The sequence below is a fragment of the Blautia hominis genome, from assembly GCA_002270465.1.
In the GTDB taxonomy this organism is placed as follows: Bacteria; Bacillota; Clostridia; order Lachnospirales; family Lachnospiraceae; genus Blautia; species Blautia hominis.
Window position 1 is genome coordinate 359,891 of sequence record NQOF01000005.1, and the last position, 26,144, is coordinate 386,034.

The window sequence follows — 26,144 nt, forward strand, 5'->3', positions numbered from 1 at the left end:
GTGTGAAGGGAGGGCGGGCAGGCCCCATCGGTTCCCTTTCACGGGCATACCGGAGCGGGCTTAGTCCTGCTTAGGCAAAACGAGGCCCCGGTCAAGGAGAAATTTCGGTTACCATCCGAAATTTCAGGGCAGTTGAGCCATTCAGCCATAAAGGCTGGATGGCGGTTCTGCCCGGTGCCTTGACCGGGGCCTCGTTTTGACTTAGCAGGACTTGCCCGCGGAGGCTGCCCGTGAAAGGGAACCGATGGGGCCGGCCTGTCCTCCCTTCACACATGCCGTCCGTGAGCCACCCCACCGCAATCTGCAAATCCCCTTAATTCTGATGAACCAACACCCCATCAATAAACACATACTTCACCAAAGATTCCACCTTCAAAGGACTCCCGCTCATCACAACAACATCCGCATCCTTCCCCACTTCCAGGGACCCGACTCTATCCTCAACTCCCAAATGTTTTGCAGGATTGATCGTGATCGCCTTCAAAGCATCAAATTCATCCATCCCGGCTTTCACCGCAAGTCCCGCACAAAGCGGCAGAAATTCCTGCGGTATCACCGGCGCATCCGTTATGATAGACACCTGGCATCCCATAGACGCTAAAACGCCCGGCGTAGTCCAGCTCTTATTCTGCAGCTCGAACTTTGTGGCATGGGTCAGTGTAGGACCTACTGCCATAGGCACATGCTCCCCAGCCAGCTCATCCGCGATCAGATGTCCCTCCGTCACATGCTCCAATGTAATATCCAGCCCAAACTCTTTTGCAATGCGCAGGGCTGTAAATATATCATTAGCCTGATGTGCATGAGCCTTCAGCGGTATTTCCTTCTTCAATACCGGTATCAGGGATTCCAGCTTCAGGTTAAATTCCGGCTGCTTCCGGACATCATCCCCTGCTGCCTCTTTCTTCTCCATATAAGCCTTTGCCTTAAACAGCTCATTCCTCAAAAGTGCCGCAGTGGTCATCCTGGAAGTATCCCCCTTGTCCTGATAACAGTTCTTAGGATTCTCCCCAAACGCACACTTCATGGCAACCGGATATTTCACTACCATCTTGTCGATCCGTTTCCCCACAGTCTTCACTGCAGCAAAAGTTCCGCCCAGCACATCTGCGCTGCCAGGGCCTGTTCCGATGCAAGTTACACCGGCCTCTCTTGCATGCTGAAAGCACGGGTCCAGAGGGTTGATCCCGTCAATGGCGCGAAGCTGGGGTGTCACCAGATCGTTGAGTTCACAGTAATCTCTTCCCTCATAGCCAATCCCGTAACCATCCAACCCTGTATGGCAGTGGGCCTCCACGAACCCCGGATAGACCTCCAGCCCCTCCGCGTCAATGACTTCTGTCCCCTCCGGGATCTCCAGATCCGCACCCACGGCACGGATTTTTCCATCCTCGATCAGGACATCTCCTTTAAAAGGTTCCTTTTCTGCAATCGTGTAAACCAGACCATTTTTAATGCATAACATAATCTTATCCTCCGTATTAATGTTCTCTTATGATATCATACTGCAAATCCTGCTGTCAGACAAGATATTACGATACAATAATACAGGCCTGTAAAGCGTTACTGTGCAAAGAGCTGCGTTTTTAGTATACTGTGAACAGTAACTGTAAAGCTGATTACGGTGTCTCTTTATACACATCCGTATGTACGCCGCCAATCTTGCCGTCAGCGGCAAACGATATGAACATATTCCAGGGTTGTTCCGTAAACTCACACGGTACCTGCACATTGGTGTAATCTCCTGCCTGGTCTCCCAGCCATGCTGCCTTTGTACCTTTAAATTCTCCGGATGACGCCGCAGCGGAACTGATCGCCTGCTCCAGTTCTCCATTCTCCACAGACGTCTTCATATCCCCCTCTTCATACTCATAGTTATTCACAAGGTTATCATGGTTTGCAGCGATCAGGTCCTCCGTAAATGCAACGGCAGTCTCCATGAGTTTCCTTCCATCACTCTCAGAAATCTGCTCCGTCTCTGCTGCAGGTCCTTCCATATCAACTTCCGGCTCTGCCTCACCCGGTGTCTCCGGTGTCTCTGTCTCTGCAGAAGTCTCCTCCTGCTTTTTATCTTCTTTACCGGTATCCTTGTTGTCAGTTTTGTCCCCGCAGCCCGCCAGCGCAAATACGGCTGCTGCCATTAAAATTACCAATGTTTTTTTTCTCATTATACTCCTCCTGTCCGCGGCTGTGCCGCTGTTAACTTGTTACTGGTTACACTATAACATGTCTTTTAAAAATCGCAAAGTCCCATTGTCTAAAATATGGTTTTTTATACCTGAAAACGACTCTTTTTCTTCTTATATAAATGTAATTCTTTACCAATCTTCAGAAATTGTCGACGATTAATCGTTGCCATTTCAGGAAAGATGCGTTACTATAGGACTGACCTGTTGACAATATACGATAGAAAGGATTTCCAATGCAGTTACAAATTAAAAACTTACTTTCTAACCGTTCGCGTATTTATATTCTCTGCGAATTCGCATTTCTTGCAGGAATATTTATCTTTTGTGCATACTGGGCGCACTTGCTGCCTCTGGATGCAGGCCCCGATGAAAAAATGCGCTATGATATTCCCTTGTACATCTACGAACACGGCAGACTCCCCCACGGCGGTGACCCATCCATACGAAATCCCGTATGGGGAACCTCCTACGCGTTTCTTCCTATATTATCCTACATAATATCAGCCCTGTTCATGAAGATAATGAGTATTTTTTCCACAGAACCGCAGCAGCTTCTGTGGGCTGCCAGACTTGTCTCTGCCTGCTTTACCACCGGAGCCGTATTTTTCGTCTTCCGCGCCGGCAAAAAACTGTTTGACGGATACAGCAAATGGTTCTTTGTCTGCCTGGTAGCCGTTCTTCCTGAGGCTTTGTTCATGGGTGTTTATGTAAATAATGATGCCATGGCTATCTGCTGCGGTGCTGCCATTATATATTATTGGCTGGTGGGCATGGAGCGGAATTGGGACGTGCCCAGCTGCATCCTTCTTGGCCTCTGGCTCGGACTTTGCGCCATGTCCTACCTGAATGCTTACGGGTTCCTGCTCTGCAGCATCTTTGTCTTTACCCTGAGCTGCCTGACCACCGATAAGAAACAGATTGACTGGAAATACTGGCTGAAACGGGGTATTCTGGTTGCCGCAGCCGGCCTTCTTGTCTGCGGCTGGTGGTTTGTACGCAACTATATGATCTACGACGGTGACTGGCTGGGACTTGCCACCAGCAATGATTTTGCAGACCGCTATGCGCAGGAGCAGTTCCGGCCCTCCACAGCCCTCTCCTCCGGAAGAGCACAGGGCTACTCGGTCTTTTCCATGCTCACCGGCCCCTGGATGGTCAGGGTCCTCTGCGGCTTTGTGGGGGTATTCGGCCAGCTCCAATACTGGGTGGAGCCTTGGATCATAATCCTCTATTACATCCTATTCCTGGGCGGACTGCTGGGATGTCTGATGCAGCTAAAAAAGATGTTCCGGCTCCGCAAAAACGGGGAGATCCAAAGAAAAGCCGTGTTCAACTGGGGAATGCTGATCGCAGCTCTTACCCCGTTTATCCTGAACTTTTACCACTCTTACTGTGTGGATTTCCAGCCTCAGGGACGCTATATCCTGCCGGGACTTGTGCCCATGATGTATTTCACGGTATGCGGCGTCACCTATCTGGCCGAACGCTTTATCCCCAGGGCGAAATACCGGAATATCCTGTCCGCTGTTCTGTGCAGTGCTCTGGTACTGATCACAATAAAGGAATTTTTCCGTATATATTAAAAAAGGGCTGTGAAAAAAGCCCCTTTTATAAGGCCATCGGCATAGTCGATGGTCTTTTATTGTATTTTATACATTTTTGGAGTGTAAAAGGGCATAAAATCCCCCTCCCCACTGTTCATGCAGAAGAAGAAAAGCAGCACTGCTTCGTAACAAAGCGGTATCCTATAGTCTATAACTTTTTTTCAAAGCCATATTCCCGCAGTACAAAGTCATCAAATTTTTCCTCGTATACACCTTCCACCTGCCTGAATCCGTTCTTTAAGTATAAGTTCACCGCAGGCACATTTATATCCACAACAAACAAACGAAGATACTCCGCGTTTTTCTCCGCAGCCAGCTTTGCTGCCTCATGCAGCATCTGCCCGCTAGTTCCCTGATGCAGAAACTTTACATTCACACCTAAGCGGTCTATATAGAGTGACTTGCTGTTCATACTTTCCCATTTCACGGAACTCTCCCCGTCATTGGATTCGCATAAGGCGAACGCTGCTGCTATGTCACCATCCTTTTCCGAGACATACAGACGGCCTTCCCTAATATCCCCCTCCAAAAATTCACAGGGATATATTTCATCCCAGATGGGAATCTGATTCCTGTTCATATTATCAACGATCCTTTTATACATTGATTTCAATTCCGGCAAATCCTTCCGGTCAGCCAGCCTTACATCCATGTCAGCACCTCTTCTTTCACTTTTTCCTCACATCACTGGGCTTACACCCATAGATCTCCCAAAACATTCTGTTAAACAGCTTATAATTTGCAAACCCGTGCTTTTCCGCCAGTTCCATAACGCCCTCCCCCGTACTGCAAAGGTCATGATAAATATGCATCAACCTCACTTGGTTTACATAACGAGAAAACGTCACTCCCATATTCTGCCTGAAAAACCGGCTGAAATACTCCCTGCTCAGATAAAAACGGGATGCAATATCTTCCAGCACGATCTTCTCCCTGTGATGCGCTTCTATATACGCAGTTATCTCCGCCAGACGCTCCAGTACCGTGTCATCGTTCACCAGTCCCGCGGGATCTGTGGAAACAGAAAAGTGATTAACCAGCTCAAAAAGCACCTCCATGGCCACAGCCTGACTCTGCAGACGGTATCCGGGTGGCCGGGTCACATACAATGGCGGCAGACGTTTCAAAAGGCTGCAGATCTCCAGATATTTGTCCAGTTTCTCTTTTTTTAAAGTCTGCCGGGAGCAGTAGATGCGGTATTCATCAATCTTAGTCATATAATTTTGCATACTGGCCCTGGAATAATGGATCACAACCATCATGGATACCCTGGTACACTGTGCCTCATGGATCCGGTTAGAGTCCACCACGATAAACTCCCCTGCCACCAGTTTGTGATCTTTTCCTTCTATAGAAATCGTGGCTGTTCCATTCAGCACATAAATCAGTTCAATAGCGGAATGCCAATGGGTGGGGCTGTACCTTCCCTTTTTCGTATGATAAGCTATATTGATCCCTGTCTTCTCCAGCTCAAACAGTGGCTCATAAATCATTTTCTGCAATAATGCACCTCCTAAATGTCAACATGTTACCGCTCATATCAGCACTTTAGGCATATTTAAAAGTATCCGTGTCAATATCGCCCTAATAAATAGCTAAAAAAATATCTAAAATCTGCCGTAAACTCATGATAACATAATACACGTAATAAAGAAAAGCAAAAAATGAAAGGGGAAACCATTATGAACAAATACACATTATATGCAGGAACCGCAGGCGCTATGCAGACAGCGGAAGTAAAAAACGAGAAAAAAGCTACTTTATGGGAGCGTTTTAAAAATTATTTGATTGAAAATGTAGACATTATCGCACCTGGTATCATCATGATGAACGGCGGATACTACGTTCCGACTAAAAAATAATATGACCGCCATGACAGATAACCAAATAAAAATACACAGGAATCAATAAACAGCAGGAAAGCCGTAAAAGCCGCCTGCTGTTTTTTGTTCACTTCTTTATTTCTTACAAATTCCGTCAATCCATGCAAACAGCTCATCCAGATCATAATCCCCTGCATGAGGGATCCCCCAGGGGGAATGATAGTCTGCCTGACATCCCTTTTCCCTTAGTTTTGCAAATAAGATCGCAGAGACTGCCAGAGAAGTATCTCTGTCACATTCACCGTGGCGGATCCGGAAATACTTTGCCTTTTCGGCCCTGTCATCTTCTATATAATACATGGGATTCATCATTCTGATCACTGTGTCTTCCGCCATTTGCCCACCAGCCTTGCTGTTTTCTTCTGCATATTTTGTGAAATGGCGGCAGTTCACTTCCCCATTTCCAAACAGATCGTTCTCGGGGCTGCAAAGTGACAGGTCATCAAATGCCGGTGCTGTCTTCATTCTGGTGATATCCTTCACGTATCCGGAAAAATCCATAGACACTGCCTTTCCGTTCTCTATGGCAAGCCAGCTCTTATCAGATAGGTCCATACCTGCATTGACCGCCTTTTGGGCAGATCCTAACACCATCTTCTCCACAAACCGCTTAAAACTTCCACTGCCGTCAGGTTCCAGAGTCAACGGGTTGCCCTCTTCATCCTTCAGCCCAATAGAGTTTACATAACTCGGAAACTGTTCTGCCAGTTCCTTTGACACCTGAATCTGTTCCTCCGACATGACACCATCCTCCGGCGTAAACGATGGGCGTCCGCCCTCCTCCATCTTCATATTCATCCGGTGGTAATCATTTACCCCGCAGAACTGCCATTCATAGGCCATATCCCCATGGTCCAGATTGGTAATAGGGCAATAGCAGGATGCCGCAAAAATTTCATCCCCGGCCTTAGCAGCCCCCAGTTCCCCCAAATAAGGTTCATAGTCGGGATGGTTCCCCGTACTGCCCATAAGGGAGGACAGGGCACCTCCTGCACTGGTCCCGTTGGTGATGATCTTACCTTCATCCCCCGGCAGCTCACTGCTAAAGTAATGCAGATACCTGACAGCCGCCTTATGATCCACCACACATGCAGGGGCTTTTCCTGTGTATCTCCCCTCTTCATCCCTCTGCACACGTCCCCGGACTGCCGGCGCTGCCGTCACATATCCATGCAGAAGGGCTTTAAATATCGTATTGGGGATACCCGGCTTAAATTTGTCATACCCCGGCTCATCCAGATCCCCCGGCATATAGCCGCCGACTGTATTAGGCATAAATACCGGAGCGGTTTCCAGGCTGTATCCATTGATCTCTTTCCCCTCATACAGGTCCTCCGGCACAAAGATGTTCATAGATTGATACGCCTTATTGACCGGCCTGTCTACATATACCAAGTTTCGGAATGCCCGGAATCGAATTGTCTCCTCCCCTAAAGTTATCTCCTCCACCGTAAATTTTTCTTTGTCAAACTGCATGTTCTGTTCCCCTTTCTTTTACTCATGGACTGCCTGCCCATGTTTTTTCTCCAGCGCTGTCCTGATTTCCGGCATGTATTTCTCCACATCCATCAAAAGAACTGCCACCAGAAGGCAAACGCTCAAAATAGCCCCCAGCCATCCAAACGCAAATTTGATCCCGGATACCGCTGCCGCAGACTGAACCGCCGCTGCCCCATTATATCCAAATGCCGCCAGTATCCATCCGGTAAGACCGGAGCCAAGGCCAATACCGATCTTAGACCCCACACTCTGGCTGGAGCTGATCAGTCCTTCTGTACGGATGCCGAATTTCCACTCACCGTAATCTGTAATGTCTGCAATAAAAGCATAGATGCCCGCAAAAATAGGGCTGATGCCGATAGACCTCAAAATAGTCCCCGCCAGTACCAGGCTCCGGTTCCCATCTGCCAGCCCAAGCACCACAAAACCAATGATCATCAATACAATTCCTGCCAGCATAAACTGACGCTTTCCGAACTTTTTAGACAGGGCCGGCATGAACAGCAGAATGGCCAGACCGGGAATCTGTCCGATACTCATAAGCGTTGTCATAAACATAGGGTCTCCCACTACATTATTACAATAGAATATCATGGAAGCAATAGCGTTGGCATTTACAACCAGTGTAAGGATACCCACAAAGATAATGATAAAGAAATACTTGTTTTTCAGGATCACAGGAACCGCATCCTTAAAAGGCACTTCTTTTGTCTTCACTTTACCGGTGGCGGCGTCAATGCCAACGTGTTCTTTTACACCGAAAAATGTGATCAGTATCAGGATGCAGGCCGCGATTCCCAGGATAACCGACGTCACAGACCACCCGTATTTCAGGACAAGCCCTGTGGTCACGGAACCAACCACTATACCTGCCAGATTGTTCATAATGGAGCTTACGGCGCTGGTGGTTGTACGGTCCTCATAGTCCAAAGTCATCCGTGCCAGCAGTGCAGAGTGCGCAATACCGAAAATAGTATAGACAATACAGTTCAGGAAAATATAAGTAAGGTATGCATACACCAGTTTCCCTGTATCAGAAAATCCCATAGGCATATTCAGGATCAGGATCATGCCAACTGCCATAAGAGGACCTGCGAGAAGCAGCCATGGCCTTGCTTTTCCCCATCTGGTATTGGTCTTATCCACAATACCCCCCATTATAATATCCGTGATCCCGTCAAGCACCCGGCTGATCAGAAACATTGTGCTGACTGCCGCAGCGCCCATAAGCGCAGTATCGGTGTAGTAGGACAGCAGAAAACTGGCAAGAATGGTACTCATCACATTGCCGCCCCCGGCTCCACACCCATACAAAATTTTCGTTATCATAGGTGTCTTTCTGTTCTCATCCATGATAAAAACTCCTCCTTCGTTTTGATAAGATTAATTTATCACAGATAAAAGACACTCTCATTGCCTCAGTTATCTTAAAAATTACGTTAAATTATCCTGTTTCTTACTGTACTGGCGGTATTGCTTGGGAGTGGTGCCGTAATATTGCTTGAAGGTATTGATAAATCCTCTTGCGTCCCCGAATCCATGCCCCAGGGCGATCTCCATAATGGTTTTGTCTGTATTGACCAACTCTTCGTATGCCATTTTGACCCTGAATCTGCGCACGTACTCCTGAAAAGTGAGGCCTGTATTTTCCCTGAAAAATCTGGCAAAGTACTCCTTTGTAAAATAAAAACGCTGCGCCACATCCTTCTGCCTGATACGCTCTGTGTAATGGGCCGACACATAATTCATGATCCCCCTCAGACGTTCCTGGTTCTTCTGTTTGTTGATTGGCATGGCTTCCTCTTTCGGCGCCAGTCCGTCCCTTGCCAGAAGATACATGATCTCGTAGATCCGGCTGGATATGAGCAGGCTGTTTATCTGCTCAGGCCTGCTGTAAAGCTCTGCCGTCTCTGTCATGAGGCTTATGATCTTTTCTCTGTCCAGGGACTCTGTGACGCAGAAATATTTATCCTGATAATCCGGTATCATAGCGTCCACCAGCTCCCTTCTAAGCAGAAGTACAATGGCCTGCCTTTTCCCCTCCTCCTCCTGTCCGGGATAAACCTTGTGAAGGCTCTGGGAGTTTACAACGGTAATATCACCCGGATGCGAGAAGAACCTCTTTCCATCCACATAATGCTCTGCTGTACCACTGATCTTACAGACGATCTCAACCTCCGGATGCCAATGTTCAAGTATAATGCCCGTGCCCGGCTTTCCACCCTCTATCACTTCCACCTTGTACGGTCGATTACTCCTGTAATCCACAATCTGACAGATACCCTCAGCCCCCATGCTCATCACCCCAATGCATATTATCCAATATCTCGCTTTCTCCTTAATATTTTAGAGGCTGCTGCACGCAAAATCAATTCTTTTTCCCTTCCAAATGATTCCCAGCCGGAATGAAAAGACAGCCGGAGTCCCTCATGGGTCCTCCGGCTGTCCTATTTACTCAACTTCCCTAAGCTGTTCCACAACACTTCCCTTGTTCCAAACCTTATCCACAACCGCAGAGATGATCACTGACAGCAGAAGACAGATCAGAGCGGTAACAATAGCAGGAAGGATGATAAAATGATATTTTGCAAACCAGAACCCACTTGCAAAACTTTTCACCAGCGTCAGCGATACTACGGCACTGATGGCAACTCCTGCCATCCCTGCCAGGACTGCATATATGATCCCTTCATACACAAATAACTTCTTGAGCTGTTTCCTGGTCATTCCGATGCTTCTCATGGATGCGAATTCCCGCTGTCTTGCGATAGCTCCTGTAAAGATCACATTGATCAGGTTCAGGACACCGATGATCCCCAGGATCAATGCTACGATCATCCCCACCGCATTGTATGTCCCCTGCATCTCCGCGAACTCCTCCTCCGCAGTGAGCCTTGACTGCAGGGCCAGCCCGCTGTCCTGTGTAAAATCCTCCATATAGGAATTGATACTGTCAAAGTAACCGTCCTCAACATCAAACAGACAGTGTATTGGGTCCTGGTTCTCCGGGAACATCTCCCGGAAAACGGATTCTGAAAAGGTAATAGCCTCATAACCGCCTGCGCTGTAGGACATGTTCAGAGAGTTTAACGTACCGATGACAGCCATCACTGTATATTCTTTCATCTCCCCCTCTATTTCCACCTCTATGACATCCCCAGCGTGAAGCTCCTGTATCTCATACCCATATTCGCCCCTGTCACTCAAAGATCCGTTTGCAACAACGTAATCCCCTGTACAAAGCTTTTCATAGTCAATGGTCCCCTCTATGAGCTTTGCTCTTTTAAAGGCATTTTCATCAAATCCATATAACATTCTGTTTCTGTCAAATTCCATTATGTCATCAGGTGTGGTCTCTCCATTTATCTTTACTAATTTCCCGCAATCCTCTCTGCCCTCTGTGAGCTGCTGCTCCGGAAGCATCCTTACATATACCTGTGTAAAATCTTTTATTCCCTCCAGCGCTTTCAGTTCCTGCGCTTCCTTCTGAGGAACCACCTTCAGATAATCCTCTGTCACGGATTTCAGAAAATTTCCGCTCCGCACATCAAAATCCGCTGCTGTCTCATGCTGCACATACGCCTCTTTATCCATACTTTCTGTAAAGTTTAAGACACTGTTCAGCAGAATCACACTCAGGCATATGGATAAAATAACCAATACTGTTTTGCCTTTATTTCTCCCAAGATTAGCGCCTGCCATCTGCAGAATGCGGTTTTTGGAATCCATGCCTTTCTTCTGTTTCTTCTTTCCGCTTTTGGCACCGTGATATTTTAAAGCCTCCACCGGAGAGATCTTTCCTGCGATCTTTCCGGGTCTGCTGCAGCTTATCCTCACCGTGAGGAGTGTAAATGCCGCCGCAAATAACCATACCCATAGATTCGGCTTAATAAAGATGGTATCACTGTAAGACGTACTTGCCATGACCAGGGGAAGAAGGGCATTTCCCAGCAGCCATCCCAGAATGAGGCCCACAGGAACGCCTACCAAAGAAAGCATCATTCCCTGACGGTTTACCATATACCGGATTTGTTTCGGTGAGGTACCGATGGTCTTAAGCTGCCCGTATAAACGGATATCTTTTTCAATAGAGATCTTAAAAATATTATAGATGATAAGATATCCTGCCAGCAGAATAAGAATGACCCCTAAAGCCATTGTGATCATTGTCTGCCCGGAATCCATTGACTTTGTCTCATAGACCGGGTTGGTATTGTGTATTATAAATCCCTCTTCCCCGCGCTGGGCCTCAGGATCGTAACCCATTTTCTCTACTAATTTGTCCAGATTTTCCTTTATATCCTTTTCTGACGGAAAGGTTCCCCTGACTGCATATGCGTTTTTCTCCAGCTCCGCATATTCCGGGCTGAGATCCTTTACGGTTTTCTCCACAAAACCTTCCGTAACCATCATGACGGAGCGCTGTTCGTGTTTCATGCCTTTCCAGATTCCGCACACAGTCATCTCTGCTTCTTTTATTCCTTCCATCGTCTCATATTCCAATGTGAAGGATGTGCCGGTTTCATTTGGAAGTCCCAGAAGTTCCAGGACCACAGAATCACAGGCTATTTCATTATCTTTCTCCGGGTAATGCCCCTTTTCCAGATCCATAAAACTATTTTCTACATTTGTCCGGTCAAGCCATCCGATGGAGACCATTATACTATTTAATTCCTTATTAACAGCGTTTGCAACATATCTCTCCATACCTGCCGTTGAAAAAGCAGAATCCTGCACCAGACTTTCTGCTTCCTCCTGGGACAGATTTTTGATGGACACCATGAACCGCGTCCCGGCCTGGCGCAGCATCTGCTCCTTCATGGATACCTGCGTTCCCTGTGCCACTGTGGCAAGTGCCGTAAACAATACTGCCGTGAGGATAATAGCCAGAACAGCTATGACATTCCTGTTTCTATTGGCTTTCAGACAGTTATTGGACAGGGTCTTGATAAATTTTCTGTTATTATTATTCAGCATCATAGCCCTATCCTCCTAAATATCTTCTTTTCTTTCTACAATTTTTCCATCTTCGATATGGATCATACGGTCCGCGATCTGGGCCAGTTCCGGGTTGTGGGTGATCATAACCAGTGTCTGGCCAAACTCTGTGCTGGTCATTTTCAAAAGCTGCATAACCTCCAGGGATGTTTTGGAATCCAGATTTCCCGTTGGTTCATCTGCCAGGATGATAGCCGGCTTGCTTGCCAGCGCCCTTGCAATGGCTACCCTCTGCTGCTGGCCTCCGGAGAGGTTGTTTGGAAGATTATCCAGCTTTTCCTCCAGGTGGAGCAGATGTATGATCTCCTCTACATAAGTCTTGTCAACCGTACTGCCGTCCAGCTCTATGGGAAGCACGATATTCTGATACACATTCAAGATCGGTACCAGATTATAATTCTGAAACACAAACCCAATATTTCTTCTGCGGAATACTGTGAGCTGTTCATCGTTCATTCTGCCGATTTCCTTGCCCCTGATCTTTACACTTCCGGAACTGGGAATGTCCAATCCGCCCAGCATATTCAGCAGTGTGGATTTTCCGCTTCCGCTTGTTCCTATGATTGATACGAATTCTCCCCGTTCCACTTTCACATCTATGCCGTCCAGCGCTTTCGTGATATTCGGCTCCTGTCCGTAGTATTTCTTCAGATTTTTTGTCTCTAAAATATATTCCATTCTTTTTTCCTGCCTTTCCTTTGATGAATATAGCATACAAAAAGATTATCTCAAACTCTTCTCAAAAAAGTAACAAGTTTGAGATAATCTCTCTACTGTGCCGTGGGCAGGTTGACATAAAATGTTGTGCCTTTCCCTGTTTTTGACCGCACCTCTATAAATCCTCTTTCCTTCATGACAATCTCCCGTGCCAGGTACAGACCGATCCCCACACCGTCCTGGTCTGCCACTTCCGGCTCGCGGTAAAAGCGCTTAAATATCTCCGTCAGCCGCGCTTCCTCAATCCCTTTTCCGTTATCCCTTATGCCTATGCGGACAAAAAAATCGGTTATCTGCGCTTTGATCTGTATTTTCCCTCCCTGTCCGGTATACTTTACCGCATTGTCCAAAATATTAAAGACTGCTTCCAGCGTCCACTTCTTATCAAATACTGCCCTCAGACCTTCGGCACATTCCATCTCTATTTCAATCTGTTTAGCCTCCGCCTTCAGGGCAATGTCACAGACTGCCTGTTCCAGCAGCACACGGATGGGATTTTCTTTTGGCCGGACTTCCACAATACCCGTCTCCAGCCTGGACATCTTGATCATACTCTTCATGAGAAATTCCAGCTTGTCTGTCTGCCTCTGGGCCGCACCCAGAAACTGTTCTTTTTTCTCCTCATCCAGATTCTTTTTCTGCAAAAGGCTGTGATACATCCTCACATTCGCAATGGGCGTTTTTACCTGATGGGAAATATCTGCAACTATGGTTTCAAGCTGCTGGCGCTGTATTTTATTTTCCCGGGACTTCTGGTCCAGTATCTCATACAGGCGGTGCATCTTGGAATGCAGCTTACCTGTCAGAGTGTCCTTCTCCTCCTGAAATACAAGGTCCGTACGGCCTGCGATCATGGCATCCAGGCAGTCACTCATTTGGCTTGTGTACTCAACAAGCCTTTTTCTCACTTTGATCATAATAAGTATGGAGATCAAAAGGCAGATGAGGGAAAAGAGCAGGATCAATTTTTCCATTCTGTTTTCTTCCCCTTCCACTGATATCCCATACCGTACAGGGTCTTAATATATGGGTGTTCTTCGGATTCAATCTTCTTGCGCAGTCTGTTGATATTCACAGCCACGGCATGTTCATCCACAAAATTCCCGGTACTGTCCCATACTTTTTCCAAAAGAAGGGTCTTTGTCATTACCCTCTCTGCATTGGCAATGAGAAGACGCAGGATCTTAAACTCTGTGGGCGTCATGGTCAGAGGCTCCCCGCCCAGGGATGCTGCCATGGCATCGAAATCTATCTTCAGATGCCCGTCATCATATTGGATCCGCTCGCCGCCGTCCGCAGCAGCCTTCCGCAGGGCTGCTTTGATCCTTCTGTGGAGTATGGGCATATTAAACGGCTTTGTGATATAGTCGTCCGCACCACAGTCAAATCCCTGCATTTCATCCCGGTCCATGTCCCTGGCTGTAAGGAAAATAATAGGGATGTCACGCTCCGACTTCACTGACCTGCAGAAGTCAAATCCGTCACCATCGGGCAGGTTTCCGTCCAGTAGGATCAGATCCACTTCCTTTTCACTGAGTATGGACATTCCATCACCAAGTGTCAGGGCGGAAAACACTTTGTAGTTTTCTGATTCCAGGTCATATGTAAGTCCTGTATTTAAATCTTTGTTATCTTCTATCAGTAGTATTCTCTTCATTGATCAATACTCTCTCTTTTTAGGATTTTATGAAATATAGTATATCATTATCTCTTTGTAAATCCTATCCCTGAATCAAAGAAAACGGGATTCCGCTCCCATAAAGTACTTCTGCCCACAGGGAACTTGAAAGCGAAGTATCTATATACCGTATTTTTCAAAGAGCTTTTTCTGATAATGCTGATCATAGACTGCCCTGGTAATTTCATCCTGCTTAGATTCTTCCAGTAAGATCTGTATCAGACGGTTTACCTTCCGTTCTCCCTGTGTGATTCCCTCGTCCCTTCCATCCCTGATCATTTCTTCAATTGCAGTACACATATCTACCACTTCCCCTTCCTGATCTTCAGTTTTTAATTCAGGGATGTTTAAAAACTTTGACAGTACCCATCCCCTTTTTTTGTCCATATGGCTGTAATACTCTTTATTTTCCTCAAGCGCAGCCTTCATGCCCTCCTTATCCTTCATCAGCGTAGCATCTCCGGCCTGATCACCTGGAGTCCATTAAATAACGCACCGTTAAATAAGTCAGCAAACACCTCCTCATCAGACAGCACCTGACAGATATCATCATCCTTTGACTCCAGCTTTACGTTGCCTTTATTCATCAACACTCCTTCCGGAATGGAAAAGCAGTGGTCTTATATCTCAAATATAAAATATTCAGCTTATTATATCAATTGTTAATTTGCACAAAATAAAAAACACCTGATAAAAGACAGCCTTTCATTCCCATATATTTAATTTTACACATTCTGGAATTTCCGGCTGAACCGCCGCAGATAAAATGAAATGTTATCCAGATGACAAGAGTATACTATCTTCTGTTTCTAATGTCAACCACAATATACTTCCTGCATACCTCGCAGACACATAAATTGTTACTGTACACAGGCCGCTGTACCGGGAGGCGTTTTCATGCCGGAAGCATGAAAATCCCGAGGCAGCCAGCACGATATGGTGCAGAATGGGTCAGCGCAGTAAATGCGCAGACCTGCCTGAACTGTTACATAAATTTTGCTTACATGAACTCTGTTCAAAGGCAGGGCATCCATGACCGATACCCTGCCTTTCCTTGGCTACTCTTCTTATACCACAACATTCTCCTCCATTTTGATTATCCTTGCCCTTTTCTCATCCTACCAGTACGTCTTCCACTGTTTTATCTTCCTGGTCAATGCCTCCAGATAAAAATAGTCCCCCCACAGATTGCATTCATCAACGCCCCTGTCCGCCACGCTGTTGAAGGGGCTGCTCTTTGCGTAAACACCGTGGAGGAGCAGCCCGTTTGCATCCTTGTCCGACAGGACTGCGTAATTGTCGATCAGGCTCTCCAGCATCCCCTCTGCCTTATCTCCATAGAAAAACTGTTCTTCCCCCTTCAGCCCCCCATTTTCACACATTTCCATTATCCCGCAGGCTGCAGCTGCGGCGGCAGAGGAATCTCTCGGCTCACTGCTGCCCTGCCAAAAGCTCAGGTCCCAATAGGGAACCATATCTTCGGGCAGGTGTTCAAGATAAAAATCTGTCACCTTCCTAAATAATTCCCTGCACAACTCGTCCCCGGTATACCGGTAAGCCAGCGCTGTACCGTATATTCCCCATGCCTGTCCCCTGGCCCAGGCGGAATCGTCCCTGTATCCCTGTGCGGTGACACCGCGCACAGGTTCCCCGGTCTCAGGACAAAAGAAGTAGGTGTGGTAAGTAGAATAATCCGGTCTCACAAGATTCCTGATACTGGTCCTTGTATGCCGGATGGCAATATCTCTGTACGTCTCTTTCCCCGTCACCTCAAAAGCCCAGTACAATAAAGGCAGATTGAGCAGACAATCTATGATCAGGCGGTAGTTATCCTCAGCACCCAGTTCTCCCCAAGCCTGGATAAACTCCCCTTTCTCCTGAAAACGGCTGATGAGCTGGTCTGCGGCCAGGATGGCTGCCTCTTTTGCCCTCTCATTTCCCGTAAGCTGATAGGCTGCCACACAGGAAGGGGTGTACAAAAATCCCATGTCATGATGTTCCACATCTATCTTCTTTTTTATCCTGTCATAAAAACTATTGACCTGTATCTCCGCTGACCTCCTGAAGCTCTCATCCCCTGTCAGTTCATAGGCCAGCCAGTAAGTCCCTGTGCAGAAACCAGTGGTCCATTCTACATTTTCTGTGATTGGATAAAAAAGTTTCTCACTGTTGGAACCGGGAAATTTGTATGTATACTCCTTCAGATTCCCTTTCAATATATCCACTGCCCTCATGGCTGCATTCTGTAATTTTTCCTGCCTCATATATCCTCCTTCTGGTCATCCTTTCATAAAACTGCCGCAGAACAGCTCACCTCTGCAGGATACGGTTCCGGCTGCACAGCCAGAGACCACATCCCACGGAATGAACTATTCTGCGGCAGCATCCTCATCTATTCATTTGTATCCGTATCCACTGCCTCCGCAGTTTCCTATTTTGTTACTTTCACATAATTGTCATATGCTGTCTGCTGGATCTCAATCGCTTTTTCAATATCCCTATCCCTCAGTTCCTGAATAAACGCATCATATTCATCATCTATATTACTGGAACCTAGGATCCAGCTCTGAAGCTTCTCATATACAATGGGCTGGATTCCGGACATGATGCTCTTATATTCATCCATACCGTCTGTGCTCAGCTTCAGTTCCGGCAGTTTCGGCGCGCTGAACCACTCATCATGTGCATCGTACAGTTCATTTGCAGCCTTTCCTGCGTCATTCATAGTTGCATACTCATAGTCTGCTGCCTGGATATATCCCGCACGGTACTGGGAACCCAGGGAACGCAGATACTCTACCGGTGCCAGCCCGGAGTTAAATACTTCCTCTGTAAAGGCCTTCTCCCCGTTATCGTTTACAGTGTAAGTCTTGCCCTCGATTCCCCAGTTCATCAGGTCTGAACCTTCTTCCGTGAACATAAAATCCATGAATTCGATCGCACCCTCCGGGTCTTTGCACTGGGAGGAGATGCCCCATCCGCACTCTGCATAGCGGTAGTCACGTTCCTTCACATTTCCGTTCTGGTCCTTTAAAGGCGCGATCGCCACCATATTGAATCCCGGTATATCCGCGCCCAGAGAATCATTATAATTGCCTGTGCTGACCCAGTCATGGGTGAAGCCCCCTGTATTGTTGCTGAGCAGTGTATCCCTTGCTGACATGCCTCTCGTGAAGATCTCCGGATCGATCAGGCCCTCTTTATACCACTGGGCCAGGTTCTTCACTGCTGTTTTATAATTGTCTGTCAGAGGTTCGTACGTGATCTTTCCGTCACGGGGATAGAAGGATGCACTGGAATCCCACAAAGCCAGGTACTCACCCATCTCTGTCTCAGCGGTAGCGGAACGGTCAAACAGAGGGATCTCATCTGCCTGTCCATTGCCGTTGGGATCCTCATTCTTGAATGCGGTAAGTACATCATGGAGTTCATCCACTGTTGTAGGAACCTCCAGCCCCAGTTTATCCAGCCAGTCCTGGCGGATCCAATAGAACTGAGAGGACTTCAGCTCTTTTCCCAGTGGGATATTGTAGATATTTCCGTCCTCTGCAGTTGCCTGGTATTTCAGATTCGGGTCATTATCCAGCGCTTTTTTGATATTCGGCGCATGTTCCTCGATCAGGTCGTTCAGGGGAATCACGCCGCCGTCTTTGCCCAGTTTCTCGATATCTGTTGTCAGGTCACACGCGATGATATCTGCCAGCTGCCCCGATGCCACCATATTCTGGAACGCTGTGGCATAGTCAGAGTTGGAGGAGGCAACCACGCCCTTCAACTTCACGCCTGTCTTTTTCTCCACCTCTTTCCACACTTCCCAGTCTGAATTAAAAGGTGTACCTGACAGGAACATGAAGGCCGAGAATTCTTTACTTCCATCCTCTTTTGAAGCGGCCGCCTTCCCGGTCTCCTCTTTTCCGCATCCTGTTGTCCCAAATGCCAGGGATACGCCCAGAACTGCTGTCAGTAATAATGCTGTTATTTGTTTTCTTTTCATATCTGATAATCCTCCGTTTATGATCAGCCTTTGACACCGCCCACGGTGAGGCCTGATTTAAAATATTTTTGAATGAAAGGGAATACTATGATCATGGGCACAATCGCCAGTATGATCAATGCATATACCTGAGTCGTGGGTGACGTCAGGGATGCTTTTGTCACGATCGCAGCGTCAGACGGATTGGATACCCGCTCCACGATCAGTTTTTTCAGGAATACCTGCAGAGGTATCTTGCTGTCATCTTTTAAAAGCTGCATGGCCCAGAAGTATCCGTTCCATCTGCTGATTCCGTAAAATAATCCCACGGTGGCAAGTGCCGGTTTTGACAGCGGCAGATATATGTTCCAGAATACCCTGAAATGCCCCGCGCCGTCAATAAATGCAGCCTCCTCCAAAGCCTCCGGGACCTGCTCAAAAAAGCTCTTCATGATGATCAGGTTATAGGTCTCAATGGCAAATCCAAAGATGATCGCTGTCCTGGTATTCAGCAGTCCCAGATTGTTGAAATTCATATAAGTAGGAATGATCCCAGCACTAAACCACATGGTAAAAACCGTGAACAACGTCAGTATCTTTCTTCCGATCAGATACTTCCTGGACAGAGCGTACGCCATGGTGGTGGTAAAGAACATATTTGCCATCAGTCCGAAGACGGTGTAAAAGATCGCATTTCCGTAGGAGGTCCACAGCCCGTCCCTCTTAAATACTGCCTCGTAGCTGGCTGTGGTGAACTCCTTGATCTTCAGCAGCACATTCCCGTTTTCCACAAAAAACGGCTTGCTGAAAGAAGAAATGAGTACATAATATATGGGATAAAGGGCAATAAAGGTAATCAGAACACCGAGAATGACCATCACAGCGTTGAATATCTTCTCTCCCAGCCCGATAACCTGCCCTTGTTTTATTTTATTTCCTGCCATCTTACTTCCCCCTTACCATAATGCGTTGTCGGAAATCTTCTTGCTGAATCGGTTTGCAAGAATGACCATGACGAATGCCACCACGGATTCAAACAGCCCTGCAGCCACAGACAGCCCGTAGTTTCCGTTTTCAAATGCCAGGCGGTAAGAATAGGTAGAGATAACATCCGCTGCCGAATAAGTTGCCGGCTGGTACAGAAGCAGGATCGCCTCATATCCCACCTTGATGATGCCTCCCAGCTTCAGGATCAGCATGGTCACTATGGTAGGTACAATGGCCGGAATGGTCACATGGGTGATTTTCTTCATCTTCCCAGCCCCGTCCACAGTGGCTGCCTCATAAAGCTGCGGGTCAATCCCCATGATGGCCGCTATGTACACAAGCGCATCGAATCCCGCATTCTGCCACAAGGTCATCAATGTGTATATCCCTTTAAAGTATTCCGGCTTTGTCATAAAGTAAACCGGGTCTACACCCATTTTCTGCAGCACCAGATTGATGACGCCTGTACTGGGTGACAGGAAGTTGATCACAATACCGCAGACTACCACCACAGATATAAAGTGTGTCAGCAGGGTGGACATCTGGGTCATCCTGCTGACGAACTTATTCTTCATCTCCGTCACACAGACAGCCAGCGCGATGGGCAGCGGAAAGCAGATCAGTAACTGCCAGAAAGAGATCATCAGGGTATTTTTCAGTACCCTTGGAAAATCCTTCCCCTTAAAAAATTCAATGAAGTTCTGCAGTCCCACAAAGGTACTGCCCTTGATTCCCTGGAATACATTGTAATCATAAAATGCAATCTTCAGCTCCGTCATAGGCCGGTATGCAAACAGAAGGTACCAGATAATGCCGGGAAGCAGCAAAAGGTATAATTCTTTGCCGGAAACCATTTTCTTTATGACATCAGAAAAATTTCTTTTCTTCTGTGTTTTTATTTGTTGTTTTGCCAATGTCCTCTTCTCTCTCCTTTCTTCCATATCGAAGCGCTTCGAGTCGATAGACCAACCTTAACGGATAATCTTTTAAAAGTAAATCATCAAATTTTCCGGCCTCTTTTTCGCCTGTTTTTTGGAATACACAGTTTTCTTCCAATCCCTGTTTTTCAATCATCCCTCCGTTTTTGCTATATCACCATTTTTCAAAACATCACCATTTTATCCGAACCCTCATAAAATCAGGCGCTTTCACTTGAATAATCATCAAAATGCAATTATAATCTATACCTTGAGAGGCACAGCTTCTTTGCCTGAGGCATACATGATCCACAACAATCCCCATGAAAAGGAGGTCCCGCAAATGCTGAAACAGCCTTCCGGTATATACCACCAAAAATTAAAATTTATATTCATGCTCTTAGCCGCCGTGGTAACGCTGGTTCTTGCATCTGTCTCCGGAATTTTCCTGTCGCAGCATTGGGAGGAGTCTTACATAAGCTCCATCACTTTGTCCAGGACCATTCTGGAGGAGAAGAGTGCAGCCTCCCTGAAGGAGATCTCCAACACCATGACAGACATCGTGAATGACTCCCTCATAAAAGACTGGTCTGTCTCAGAGGGCACACAGGACTTTTATCTCCTGTCCTCCCAGGCACAGAAAGCACTGCTGAAATATGCCGGCGCCGTGGACACCCGCTTTCAGGTATATCTGATCCTCAACAACGGACAGATTGATTTTGATGACCATACACACTCCACCGTCCTGTCCCCGGAGGGTTCCTTCTCCATGTCCGAATTCCTGGAGAAAAAGGACCTGGCTGAGAAAGACATGACCGATATACAGGACTATTTTGATAAAAAGATGTTCCCCTACGTGATTCCCCACTATGATGAGAAGGGGGCACTGGACTCCCTCTATTATTTGATCAAAGGATATAAACAGCCCCGCACATGCATTTACATGGCAGATATCCCTATAAGCTCTCTTGTTGGCACCGCCACACCCAAGAATTACTGGATATCCAACACAGACGGGCTTTTCATCCCCAGTTCCCTGGATGAGACGGATGTTTCCCTGTTTAAATCCCTGCAGAAAGAGATGGACCGAAACAGGAAGGTGGTTAAAAAGTCAGGTTACTATGTGGCAAATACCCGCCTTTTGTCCATGAACTGGGATATTTCATACCTCTATGACCGGTACAGCCTGAACGCGGCAAATATCTTCCTGTATCTGCTCTGCGTCCTTATTATTTTTGTGCTCCTCTGCGCTGTATTTTACTATGTGGCAAATCTTCTGTACCGGCCCCTTTATCAGGTCCTGCAGCCCCATATCAAAGAGGAGGCACAGCGCTACGATGAATTTGAGATCCTAAATGACAACCTGGCAAAGATGCAGAGCCTGAACCATAGCCTGCTGGCAACCAAGAAGACCACAAACGCCTTACTTGCACAGCAGTATTATCAGAATCTGCTCACAGATCCCAATGGTTATCTGGCACCTAAGGAGAAACCCTATTTTCCTGACAGCAGCCGTTTCTGCGTGGGGCTTATCTGCTTTTCCCCCGACTCCGCCCATGCCCCGGATGACAGCAGCTTCTGCCAGCTTGAACTCTACAAAAACCTTATTTTCCAAAGCTGTGTGAAGAGGAAGGATGTGGTGTTCGTAAAGCTCTCCATGTACCGGTGCGCGCTTATCCTCATGTCAGACAGCCCCGAACATGCCAAATCCCTGGCTGCCCAGGTAATGTCCGTTTATCCGGATGCGGAGGAGGAAGGCAAATACTGGGAGGAGCAGATTGTCCTCAGCTCTGTGAAGCAGGGCTTTGAAAACCTGCACCGCTGCTACCAGGAAACCCTGAAAATAGCGGAATACCTGCCCACACTTCCTCACGACAAGATCATCACACACGCACAGATCGCGGACTTGGATTCTTCCACCTACTCCTACCCTCTCTCTATGGAGAATAGACTGATCCAGGAAGTGACAGACGGACAAGAGCAGGCCCTTGGGCTGTTTGATGATCTGATCCGTGAGAATCTGGTGCATAAACGTCTGTCCATGGAGGTTCTGCAGAACTTTGTCTATGCCCTCATAGGCACCGTGAACCGCGTCTTCCAGGAGTTGAAGACCACCCCGGAGGAGTTTATCGGCCGCCCCATTGATTATGAGCACTGGTACACCCACTGGGCAGACTCCGTGACCATAACCGGTATCAAAACAGTCCTTTCGGAGATCATCAGGGAAAAGAACCGCCGCACCCATACCCAGGATAAAGCTGTCCTCTCCCGTATGCTGGACTATATACACCGGAACTATCGGGACAACATCATGCTCAACGACCTGGCAGACCAGTTTAATATATCGCCCAAATACTGCGGGATCCTTTTTAAGCAGCTCAGTGACAACAACTTTAAGGACTACCTGAACAATTACCGCATCAACCAGGCAAAAGCCCTGCTGGAAAAAGACCCTTCCCTCAAGACAAAAGACCTGAGCGCCATGACCGGATTCAACAGTTCCAATACCTTCATCCGGGTATTCAGCAAATACACGGGACTGACACCCCAGAAATATGCGGAATATGTGATGGAGAAAAAATAAACCGCTGTACAGCAGCCCCTATCTGTGGCTGCTGTACAGCGGTCCTTTTTATAAACGCAGTCTGCCTTCCATGCCCTCATAATCCACCTGCAACACTCTGCCGGATCGTAAGGTGATCTCCACCGGACCTGTGCCCCCGCATTTCCCTGTGTCGGCAAACCCAATCCGCTCAATGGGAAACAGCTCTTCCTGTGTGAAGTCTCTCCCCTCCACGGTCAGGACAGCATAGATCATCATGTAAGGTCTGTACTCGTAGTATTCTTCTCTCCTGCACCTTCCGTACAGCAGGACACTCTTTTTTGAAACAGCATTGACTCCCACTCTTTCTTTCCTCTCAATACTGTCAAATCCCCAATAACTTACAAAGGCCAGGCTCCTGTCCTGATTTTTCACGATCAGCGCCTCAGCATTTTCATCCGTTCTTCTCTCTGTCACGGTCTTTCCCTCCACGGGAAATCCATAGGCTCCCACGGTAAGGGTAAACGGCTTTTCATGTATCCTCATCCGGTCTGCATGCAGGATGCCGTTTGCCAGGGGAATATCCGCCAGATCCATGGAGGCCAGCCCCTGGAAATTATACCGGAACCCAAAATATTCCTGGCGGTAAAGCACCCCGCCTTTTTCTCCTGCGTACAGCATGATATTGGGGATCTGCACCTGCTCCTCCCGGTCATATCTCAGACTGTACTGCATGGCCTCCGCTCCCCGGTAGTCAAAGTCCTCCCATGGATAGCGGCTGTGGAATGCCAGACGGATGTATGCTTTGATATAATCATCCTCAGGGTGAAAGACATTTTTTGCCGTACAGAACTCCGCGGCCCCGTTGGCCCCCTGATGGAACGCCGCGATTCCGGGGCCGTCCATGATATAGGAAGCATAGGAATCTTCCGAAAGGTTTTCCCAGTCCCCATTGCTCTCCGTTTCCGTCCAGAAGGGATGCGCATCCGGAAGATTCAGGCAGAGAAAGGGATTTGCCATCCAAAATGGACTTTCCGCACAACTGTAATCCTGGAGCATAGGCGGGAATTGCCCGTAAAATCCCAGGACGGGCACGCCATTTTCAAATACCTTCTCATTTTCAATGAACTGGAGCAGCGCACCGGAATTGATCCGCCTTGCCAATCCCGGCGCGACCCGGTGTTCCCTCAAAAAGAAGACGGAGGCAAACGGGGCGGATGCCGCATTGCGGTAGATTCCGCTCCTCCCCCACATAGTCACATGGGCATCTCTGTCAAACATCCCCTCGTATGTTTCCAGTAAGCTGTTTGAATAGGTCTCAAATCGCTCCGCTGTTTCCGGTTCCTTTTCATACCCATACCACACATTCCAGATCGCTGAATACACATGGAACGCCCAGGGGCTGTAGTAGTCAAACCGGTGCCCGTCTCTGTACCACCCGTCTCCGGCATAGTAGGAAAGGATGACCTGCGCATGGTCCTTCATCTTATTTTCATCTATCTCATACCCCTGGCTCCAAAGAAAACCCAGGATCAGCATATTGAACAGGCGCCAGTTGTGGGGAACCGTCCTGGCATTTCCAAATTCCAGCAGATACCCTGCTATCCTATCCCTTTCCTGCCGGGTATAGGTATCCCATATAATCTCTTTGCACTGCCACAGCCCGATCACCAGGGACGCGCACTCACAGGTGTGCTGGAAACAGTGTTCCTTTTCACCTGACAATGCTTCCAGCTCCCTGTAAGAAAGCATATAATCCCCGGTTCCTTTTGTCACTGCACGAAGGATATGTTCTCTGTAATAATCCTTAACGGAATACCCTGCTGTAACCGCATCCGGTCTGTTGTGAAGAAGGGGAGCAGCTATCAGAAAGCTCCGGGCCAGCCCTTCAAATCCCGCCGCATACTTTTTCCACTCCGGGCTTCCCTCATTGGGATAGCTGACTGTAAACTCCGTCCTCGGACAGTACACAGGCGTGTCAAAATCCGTAATATTTGAAAATATCCCATCCAGCAGAAACTGTGCGGCATCTACCCAATGCCTTTTCGTCATTCCTGTGTAGGGACTCTTCTCATGATCTGGTGTATTGATCTTAAATCTCACGTTGTCCTCCTTGCCAAACCGGGGCCGCGGCCAGCTGCCCCGGTTCCTTTATTGTCTGCTCTAAGATAATAACACCAAACCAATTTTAATTTATTTTATTTCTTATACAAAATATTGCAAATTACATACGGAGCCATGCCCCGGGCGTCAAACCTCTTTGTCCGCCAGGGAAAACGTCAATTCTATATCCAGAAAGTTTCCATGGATCTCAGCTTTTACAACTCCGCCCATCCTCCGCATCAACTCACTGACTATAGCCAGTCCCAGACCGGAAGACCCTTTTTTTCTGGAACTGTCAGCCTTGTAGAACCGTTCAAACATCTGATCCGGGTCAATGGCGGAAGGGTTCTCCACAGGATTTGAGAAGGTGATCCGGTCCCCTTTCTGGACAACACAAAGTCCCCCTGCGCCATGCAGGAGGGCATTATTGATCAGATTGCGGAATATCCGTCCCAGACTTTCCGGTGAAGCCAAAACAAGGAGCGATTCGTCATCGAATTGGATCTCCGGCTCCACCCCCTGCTCATCAAACACATGATACAGACCCACCATAGCGTCACACAGCACAGGATATACCGGGGTAGGGCTGCACTCTAAGACAAAATCCTCATTTGTGAGCTTTGTGTATAGAAACAATTCTTCCAGCATCTCTTTCAGCTCATCAAGACGGCTTTGGACAATGGAGATATACCGCTTCTGGGTATCCATGTCCCGGCACTCCTCCAGCATCTGCAGGTACCCCGCAGCGCTGGTGAGGGGAGTACGGATATCATGCGCAATGTTGGATATGGTCTTCTTTAACTGTTTCTGAGATTTTTCATACCGGAAACGGCTGGCACGGAAGGTCCCGAGAAGGGTCTCAAGCTTCTGATAAAGCGCCATAAATTCCTTAGACCGGACCGAGGCAGACAACTCGATCTGGCTTCCGTCCTCAATAACGTCAAGCTGTCTCGTAAGCCGCACAATCTCCCGGCGATAATGCAGCAATGTCAGAAACATTATAATAAGTAATATTATGAGCACCACGATCAGCAGAAGCATAAAACCCTCCTA

23 protein-coding genes are annotated in these 26,144 nt (G+C 47.5%); 3 read left to right on the top strand and 20 right to left on the bottom strand.

All coding sequences use genetic code 11. The annotated features are described in order from the left end of the window. Nucleotides 1–313: 313 nt before the first annotated feature. The gene (locus CI595_RS18055) at nucleotides 314–1,465 is read right to left on the bottom strand and encodes an amidohydrolase (protein WP_095175016.1); all 1,152 of its coding nucleotides are present in this window, start codon (nucleotides 1,463–1,465) and stop codon (nucleotides 314–316) included. Between the two features lie 154 nt (nucleotides 1,466–1,619). Then, nucleotides 1,620–2,168 (bottom strand): hypothetical protein, encoded by a 549-nt coding sequence (locus CI595_RS18060; protein ID WP_095175017.1) that lies wholly within the window; start codon nucleotides 2,166–2,168, stop codon nucleotides 1,620–1,622. A 254-nt stretch (nucleotides 2,169–2,422) separates the two neighbouring features. Between CI595_RS18060 and CI595_RS18065 the strand changes: the two genes are divergently transcribed. Continuing rightward, entirely contained in the window at nucleotides 2,423–3,772 is a 1,350-nt protein-coding gene (locus CI595_RS18065) for an ArnT family glycosyltransferase (protein ID WP_095175018.1), read from the top strand. Between the two features lie 169 nt (nucleotides 3,773–3,941). Here the strand turns inward: CI595_RS18065 and CI595_RS18070 are convergent, their stop codons facing one another. Both CI595_RS18070 and CI595_RS18075 read right to left on the bottom strand, forming a co-directional pair. After that, entirely contained in the window at nucleotides 3,942–4,445 is a 504-nt protein-coding gene (locus CI595_RS18070; RefSeq protein WP_095175019.1) for a GNAT family N-acetyltransferase, read from the bottom strand. A gap of 16 nt (nucleotides 4,446–4,461) precedes the next feature. Then, nucleotides 4,462–5,286, bottom strand: a complete 825-nt coding sequence (locus CI595_RS18075) for an AraC family transcriptional regulator (protein WP_095175076.1) — start codon at nucleotides 5,284–5,286, stop codon at nucleotides 4,462–4,464. Nucleotides 5,287–5,475: 189 nt separating this feature from the next. On the opposite strand from CI595_RS18075, the gene CI595_RS18080 reads away from it, so the two are divergent. Beyond that, nucleotides 5,476–5,655, top strand: a complete 180-nt coding sequence (locus tag CI595_RS18080; RefSeq protein WP_147737745.1) for a hypothetical protein — start codon at nucleotides 5,476–5,478, stop codon at nucleotides 5,653–5,655. A gap of 96 nt (nucleotides 5,656–5,751) precedes the next feature. On the opposite strand, the gene CI595_RS18085 is transcribed toward CI595_RS18080, so the two are convergent. From CI595_RS18085 to CI595_RS26260, 14 genes are all read right to left on the bottom strand, one after another. Continuing rightward, a complete protein-coding gene (locus tag CI595_RS18085) occupies nucleotides 5,752–7,152 on the bottom strand; it encodes a subtype B tannase (RefSeq protein ID WP_095175021.1) in 1,401 nt (466 codons plus the stop codon). Nucleotides 7,153–7,170: 18 nt separating this feature from the next. After that, on the bottom strand, nucleotides 7,171–8,529 hold the full coding sequence (locus tag CI595_RS18090) for an MFS transporter (protein ID WP_095175022.1): 1,359 nt from the start codon (nucleotides 8,527–8,529) through the stop codon (nucleotides 7,171–7,173). An 81-nt stretch (nucleotides 8,530–8,610) separates the two neighbouring features. After that, complete coding sequence (locus CI595_RS18095; RefSeq protein WP_162291916.1) at nucleotides 8,611–9,471, bottom strand: AraC family transcriptional regulator; 861 nt, start codon at nucleotides 9,469–9,471, stop codon at nucleotides 8,611–8,613. A 156-nt stretch (nucleotides 9,472–9,627) separates the two neighbouring features. Next, nucleotides 9,628–12,156, bottom strand: coding sequence for an ABC transporter permease (locus tag CI595_RS18100; RefSeq protein WP_095175024.1), 2,529 nt, complete (start codon nucleotides 12,154–12,156; stop codon nucleotides 9,628–9,630). A gap of 12 nt (nucleotides 12,157–12,168) precedes the next feature. Then, a complete protein-coding gene (locus tag CI595_RS18105) occupies nucleotides 12,169–12,852 on the bottom strand; it encodes an ABC transporter ATP-binding protein (RefSeq protein WP_095175025.1) in 684 nt (227 codons plus the stop codon). A gap of 92 nt (nucleotides 12,853–12,944) precedes the next feature. Next, nucleotides 12,945–13,865 carry a sensor histidine kinase gene (locus CI595_RS18110; RefSeq protein ID WP_095175026.1) on the bottom strand — a complete coding sequence of 307 codons (921 nt, stop codon included), beginning with the start codon at nucleotides 13,863–13,865 and terminating at the stop codon, nucleotides 12,945–12,947. After that, nucleotides 13,853–14,548 (bottom strand): response regulator transcription factor, encoded by a 696-nt coding sequence (locus CI595_RS18115; RefSeq protein WP_095175027.1) that lies wholly within the window; start codon nucleotides 14,546–14,548, stop codon nucleotides 13,853–13,855. The genes CI595_RS18110 and CI595_RS18115 overlap by 13 nt, the downstream gene beginning before the upstream one ends. Nucleotides 14,549–14,689: 141 nt before the next feature. After that, nucleotides 14,690–15,016 (bottom strand): hypothetical protein, encoded by a 327-nt coding sequence (locus tag CI595_RS18120; protein WP_243135203.1) that lies wholly within the window; start codon nucleotides 15,014–15,016, stop codon nucleotides 14,690–14,692. Beyond that, nucleotides 15,016–15,156, bottom strand: coding sequence for a hypothetical protein (locus tag CI595_RS26690; protein WP_243135204.1), 141 nt, complete (start codon nucleotides 15,154–15,156; stop codon nucleotides 15,016–15,018). Before CI595_RS26690 ends, CI595_RS18120 begins: the two co-directional genes overlap by 1 nt. Nucleotides 15,157–15,687: 531 nt before the next feature. Beyond that, entirely contained in the window at nucleotides 15,688–16,833 is a 1,146-nt protein-coding gene (locus tag CI595_RS18125; protein ID WP_095175028.1) for a glycoside hydrolase family 88 protein, read from the bottom strand. Between the two features lie 167 nt (nucleotides 16,834–17,000). Further along, entirely contained in the window at nucleotides 17,001–18,563 is a 1,563-nt protein-coding gene (locus CI595_RS18130; RefSeq protein ID WP_095175029.1) for an extracellular solute-binding protein, read from the bottom strand. Between the two features lie 23 nt (nucleotides 18,564–18,586). Continuing rightward, entirely contained in the window at nucleotides 18,587–19,486 is a 900-nt protein-coding gene (locus CI595_RS18135; RefSeq protein ID WP_095175030.1) for a carbohydrate ABC transporter permease, read from the bottom strand. A 12-nt stretch (nucleotides 19,487–19,498) separates the two neighbouring features. Beyond that, a complete protein-coding gene (locus tag CI595_RS18140; RefSeq protein WP_242987008.1) occupies nucleotides 19,499–20,443 on the bottom strand; it encodes an ABC transporter permease in 945 nt (314 codons plus the stop codon). After that, nucleotides 20,397–20,603 (bottom strand): hypothetical protein, encoded by a 207-nt coding sequence (locus CI595_RS26260; RefSeq protein WP_162291917.1) that lies wholly within the window; start codon nucleotides 20,601–20,603, stop codon nucleotides 20,397–20,399. Before CI595_RS26260 ends, CI595_RS18140 begins: the two co-directional genes overlap by 47 nt. Before the next feature lie 186 nt (nucleotides 20,604–20,789). Between CI595_RS26260 and CI595_RS18145 the strand changes: the two genes are divergently transcribed. Continuing rightward, nucleotides 20,790–23,030: a helix-turn-helix transcriptional regulator gene (locus tag CI595_RS18145; RefSeq protein WP_095175032.1), complete on the top strand. Its 2,241-nt coding sequence runs from the start codon at nucleotides 20,790–20,792 to the stop codon at nucleotides 23,028–23,030. A 48-nt stretch (nucleotides 23,031–23,078) separates the two neighbouring features. Here CI595_RS18145 and CI595_RS18150 read toward each other — a convergent pair whose 3' ends face one another. Then, a complete protein-coding gene (locus tag CI595_RS18150; protein WP_095175033.1) occupies nucleotides 23,079–25,091 on the bottom strand; it encodes a DUF2264 domain-containing protein in 2,013 nt (670 codons plus the stop codon). A gap of 147 nt (nucleotides 25,092–25,238) precedes the next feature. Further along, entirely contained in the window at nucleotides 25,239–26,132 is an 894-nt protein-coding gene (locus CI595_RS18155) for a sensor histidine kinase (RefSeq protein WP_095175034.1), read from the bottom strand. Nucleotides 26,133–26,144: the final 12 nt, after the last annotated feature.

Bases quoted from the DNA above. Each gene is read 5' to 3' on its own strand.
- CI595_RS18060 (WP_095175017.1), bottom strand. From the start codon at position 2,168: ATGAGAAAAAAAACATTGGTAATTTTAATGGCAGCAGCCGTATTTGCG.
- CI595_RS18115 (WP_095175027.1), bottom strand. From the start codon at position 14,548: ATGAAGAGAATACTACTGATAGAAGATAACAAAGATTTAAATACAGGA.
- CI595_RS18155 (WP_095175034.1), bottom strand. From the start codon at position 26,132: ATGCTTCTGCTGATCGTGGTGCTCATAATATTACTTATTATAATGTTT.
- CI595_RS18085 (WP_095175021.1), bottom strand. From the start codon at position 7,152: ATGCAGTTTGACAAAGAAAAATTTACGGTGGAGGAGATAACTTTAGGG.
- CI595_RS18145 (WP_095175032.1), top strand. From the start codon at position 20,790: ATGCTGAAACAGCCTTCCGGTATATACCACCAAAAATTAAAATTTATA.
- CI595_RS18110 (WP_095175026.1), bottom strand. From the start codon at position 13,865: ATGGAAAAATTGATCCTGCTCTTTTCCCTCATCTGCCTTTTGATCTCC.
- CI595_RS18055 (WP_095175016.1), bottom strand. From the start codon at position 1,465: ATGTTATGCATTAAAAATGGTCTGGTTTACACGATTGCAGAAAAGGAA.
- CI595_RS18100 (WP_095175024.1), bottom strand. From the start codon at position 12,156: ATGATGCTGAATAATAATAACAGAAAATTTATCAAGACCCTGTCCAAT.
- CI595_RS18135 (WP_095175030.1), bottom strand. From the start codon at position 19,486: ATGGCAGGAAATAAAATAAAACAAGGGCAGGTTATCGGGCTGGGAGAG.
- CI595_RS18105 (WP_095175025.1), bottom strand. From the start codon at position 12,852: ATGGAATATATTTTAGAGACAAAAAATCTGAAGAAATACTACGGACAG.
- CI595_RS18075 (WP_095175076.1), bottom strand. From the start codon at position 5,286: ATGATTTATGAGCCACTGTTTGAGCTGGAGAAGACAGGGATCAATATA.
- CI595_RS18065 (WP_095175018.1), top strand. From the start codon at position 2,423: ATGCAGTTACAAATTAAAAACTTACTTTCTAACCGTTCGCGTATTTAT.
- CI595_RS18080 (WP_147737745.1), top strand. From the start codon at position 5,476: ATGAACAAATACACATTATATGCAGGAACCGCAGGCGCTATGCAGACA.
- CI595_RS18090 (WP_095175022.1), bottom strand. From the start codon at position 8,529: ATGGATGAGAACAGAAAGACACCTATGATAACGAAAATTTTGTATGGG.
- CI595_RS26260 (WP_162291917.1), bottom strand. From the start codon at position 20,603: ATGATTGAAAAACAGGGATTGGAAGAAAACTGTGTATTCCAAAAAACA.
- CI595_RS26690 (WP_243135204.1), bottom strand. From the start codon at position 15,156: ATGAATAAAGGCAACGTAAAGCTGGAGTCAAAGGATGATGATATCTGT.
- CI595_RS18070 (WP_095175019.1), bottom strand. From the start codon at position 4,445: ATGGATGTAAGGCTGGCTGACCGGAAGGATTTGCCGGAATTGAAATCA.
- CI595_RS18130 (WP_095175029.1), bottom strand. From the start codon at position 18,563: ATGAAAAGAAAACAAATAACAGCATTATTACTGACAGCAGTTCTGGGC.
- CI595_RS18095 (WP_162291916.1), bottom strand. From the start codon at position 9,471: ATGGGGGCTGAGGGTATCTGTCAGATTGTGGATTACAGGAGTAATCGA.
- CI595_RS18125 (WP_095175028.1), bottom strand. From the start codon at position 16,833: ATGAGGCAGGAAAAATTACAGAATGCAGCCATGAGGGCAGTGGATATA.
- CI595_RS18120 (WP_243135203.1), bottom strand. From the start codon at position 15,016: ATGAAGGATAAGGAGGGCATGAAGGCTGCGCTTGAGGAAAATAAAGAG.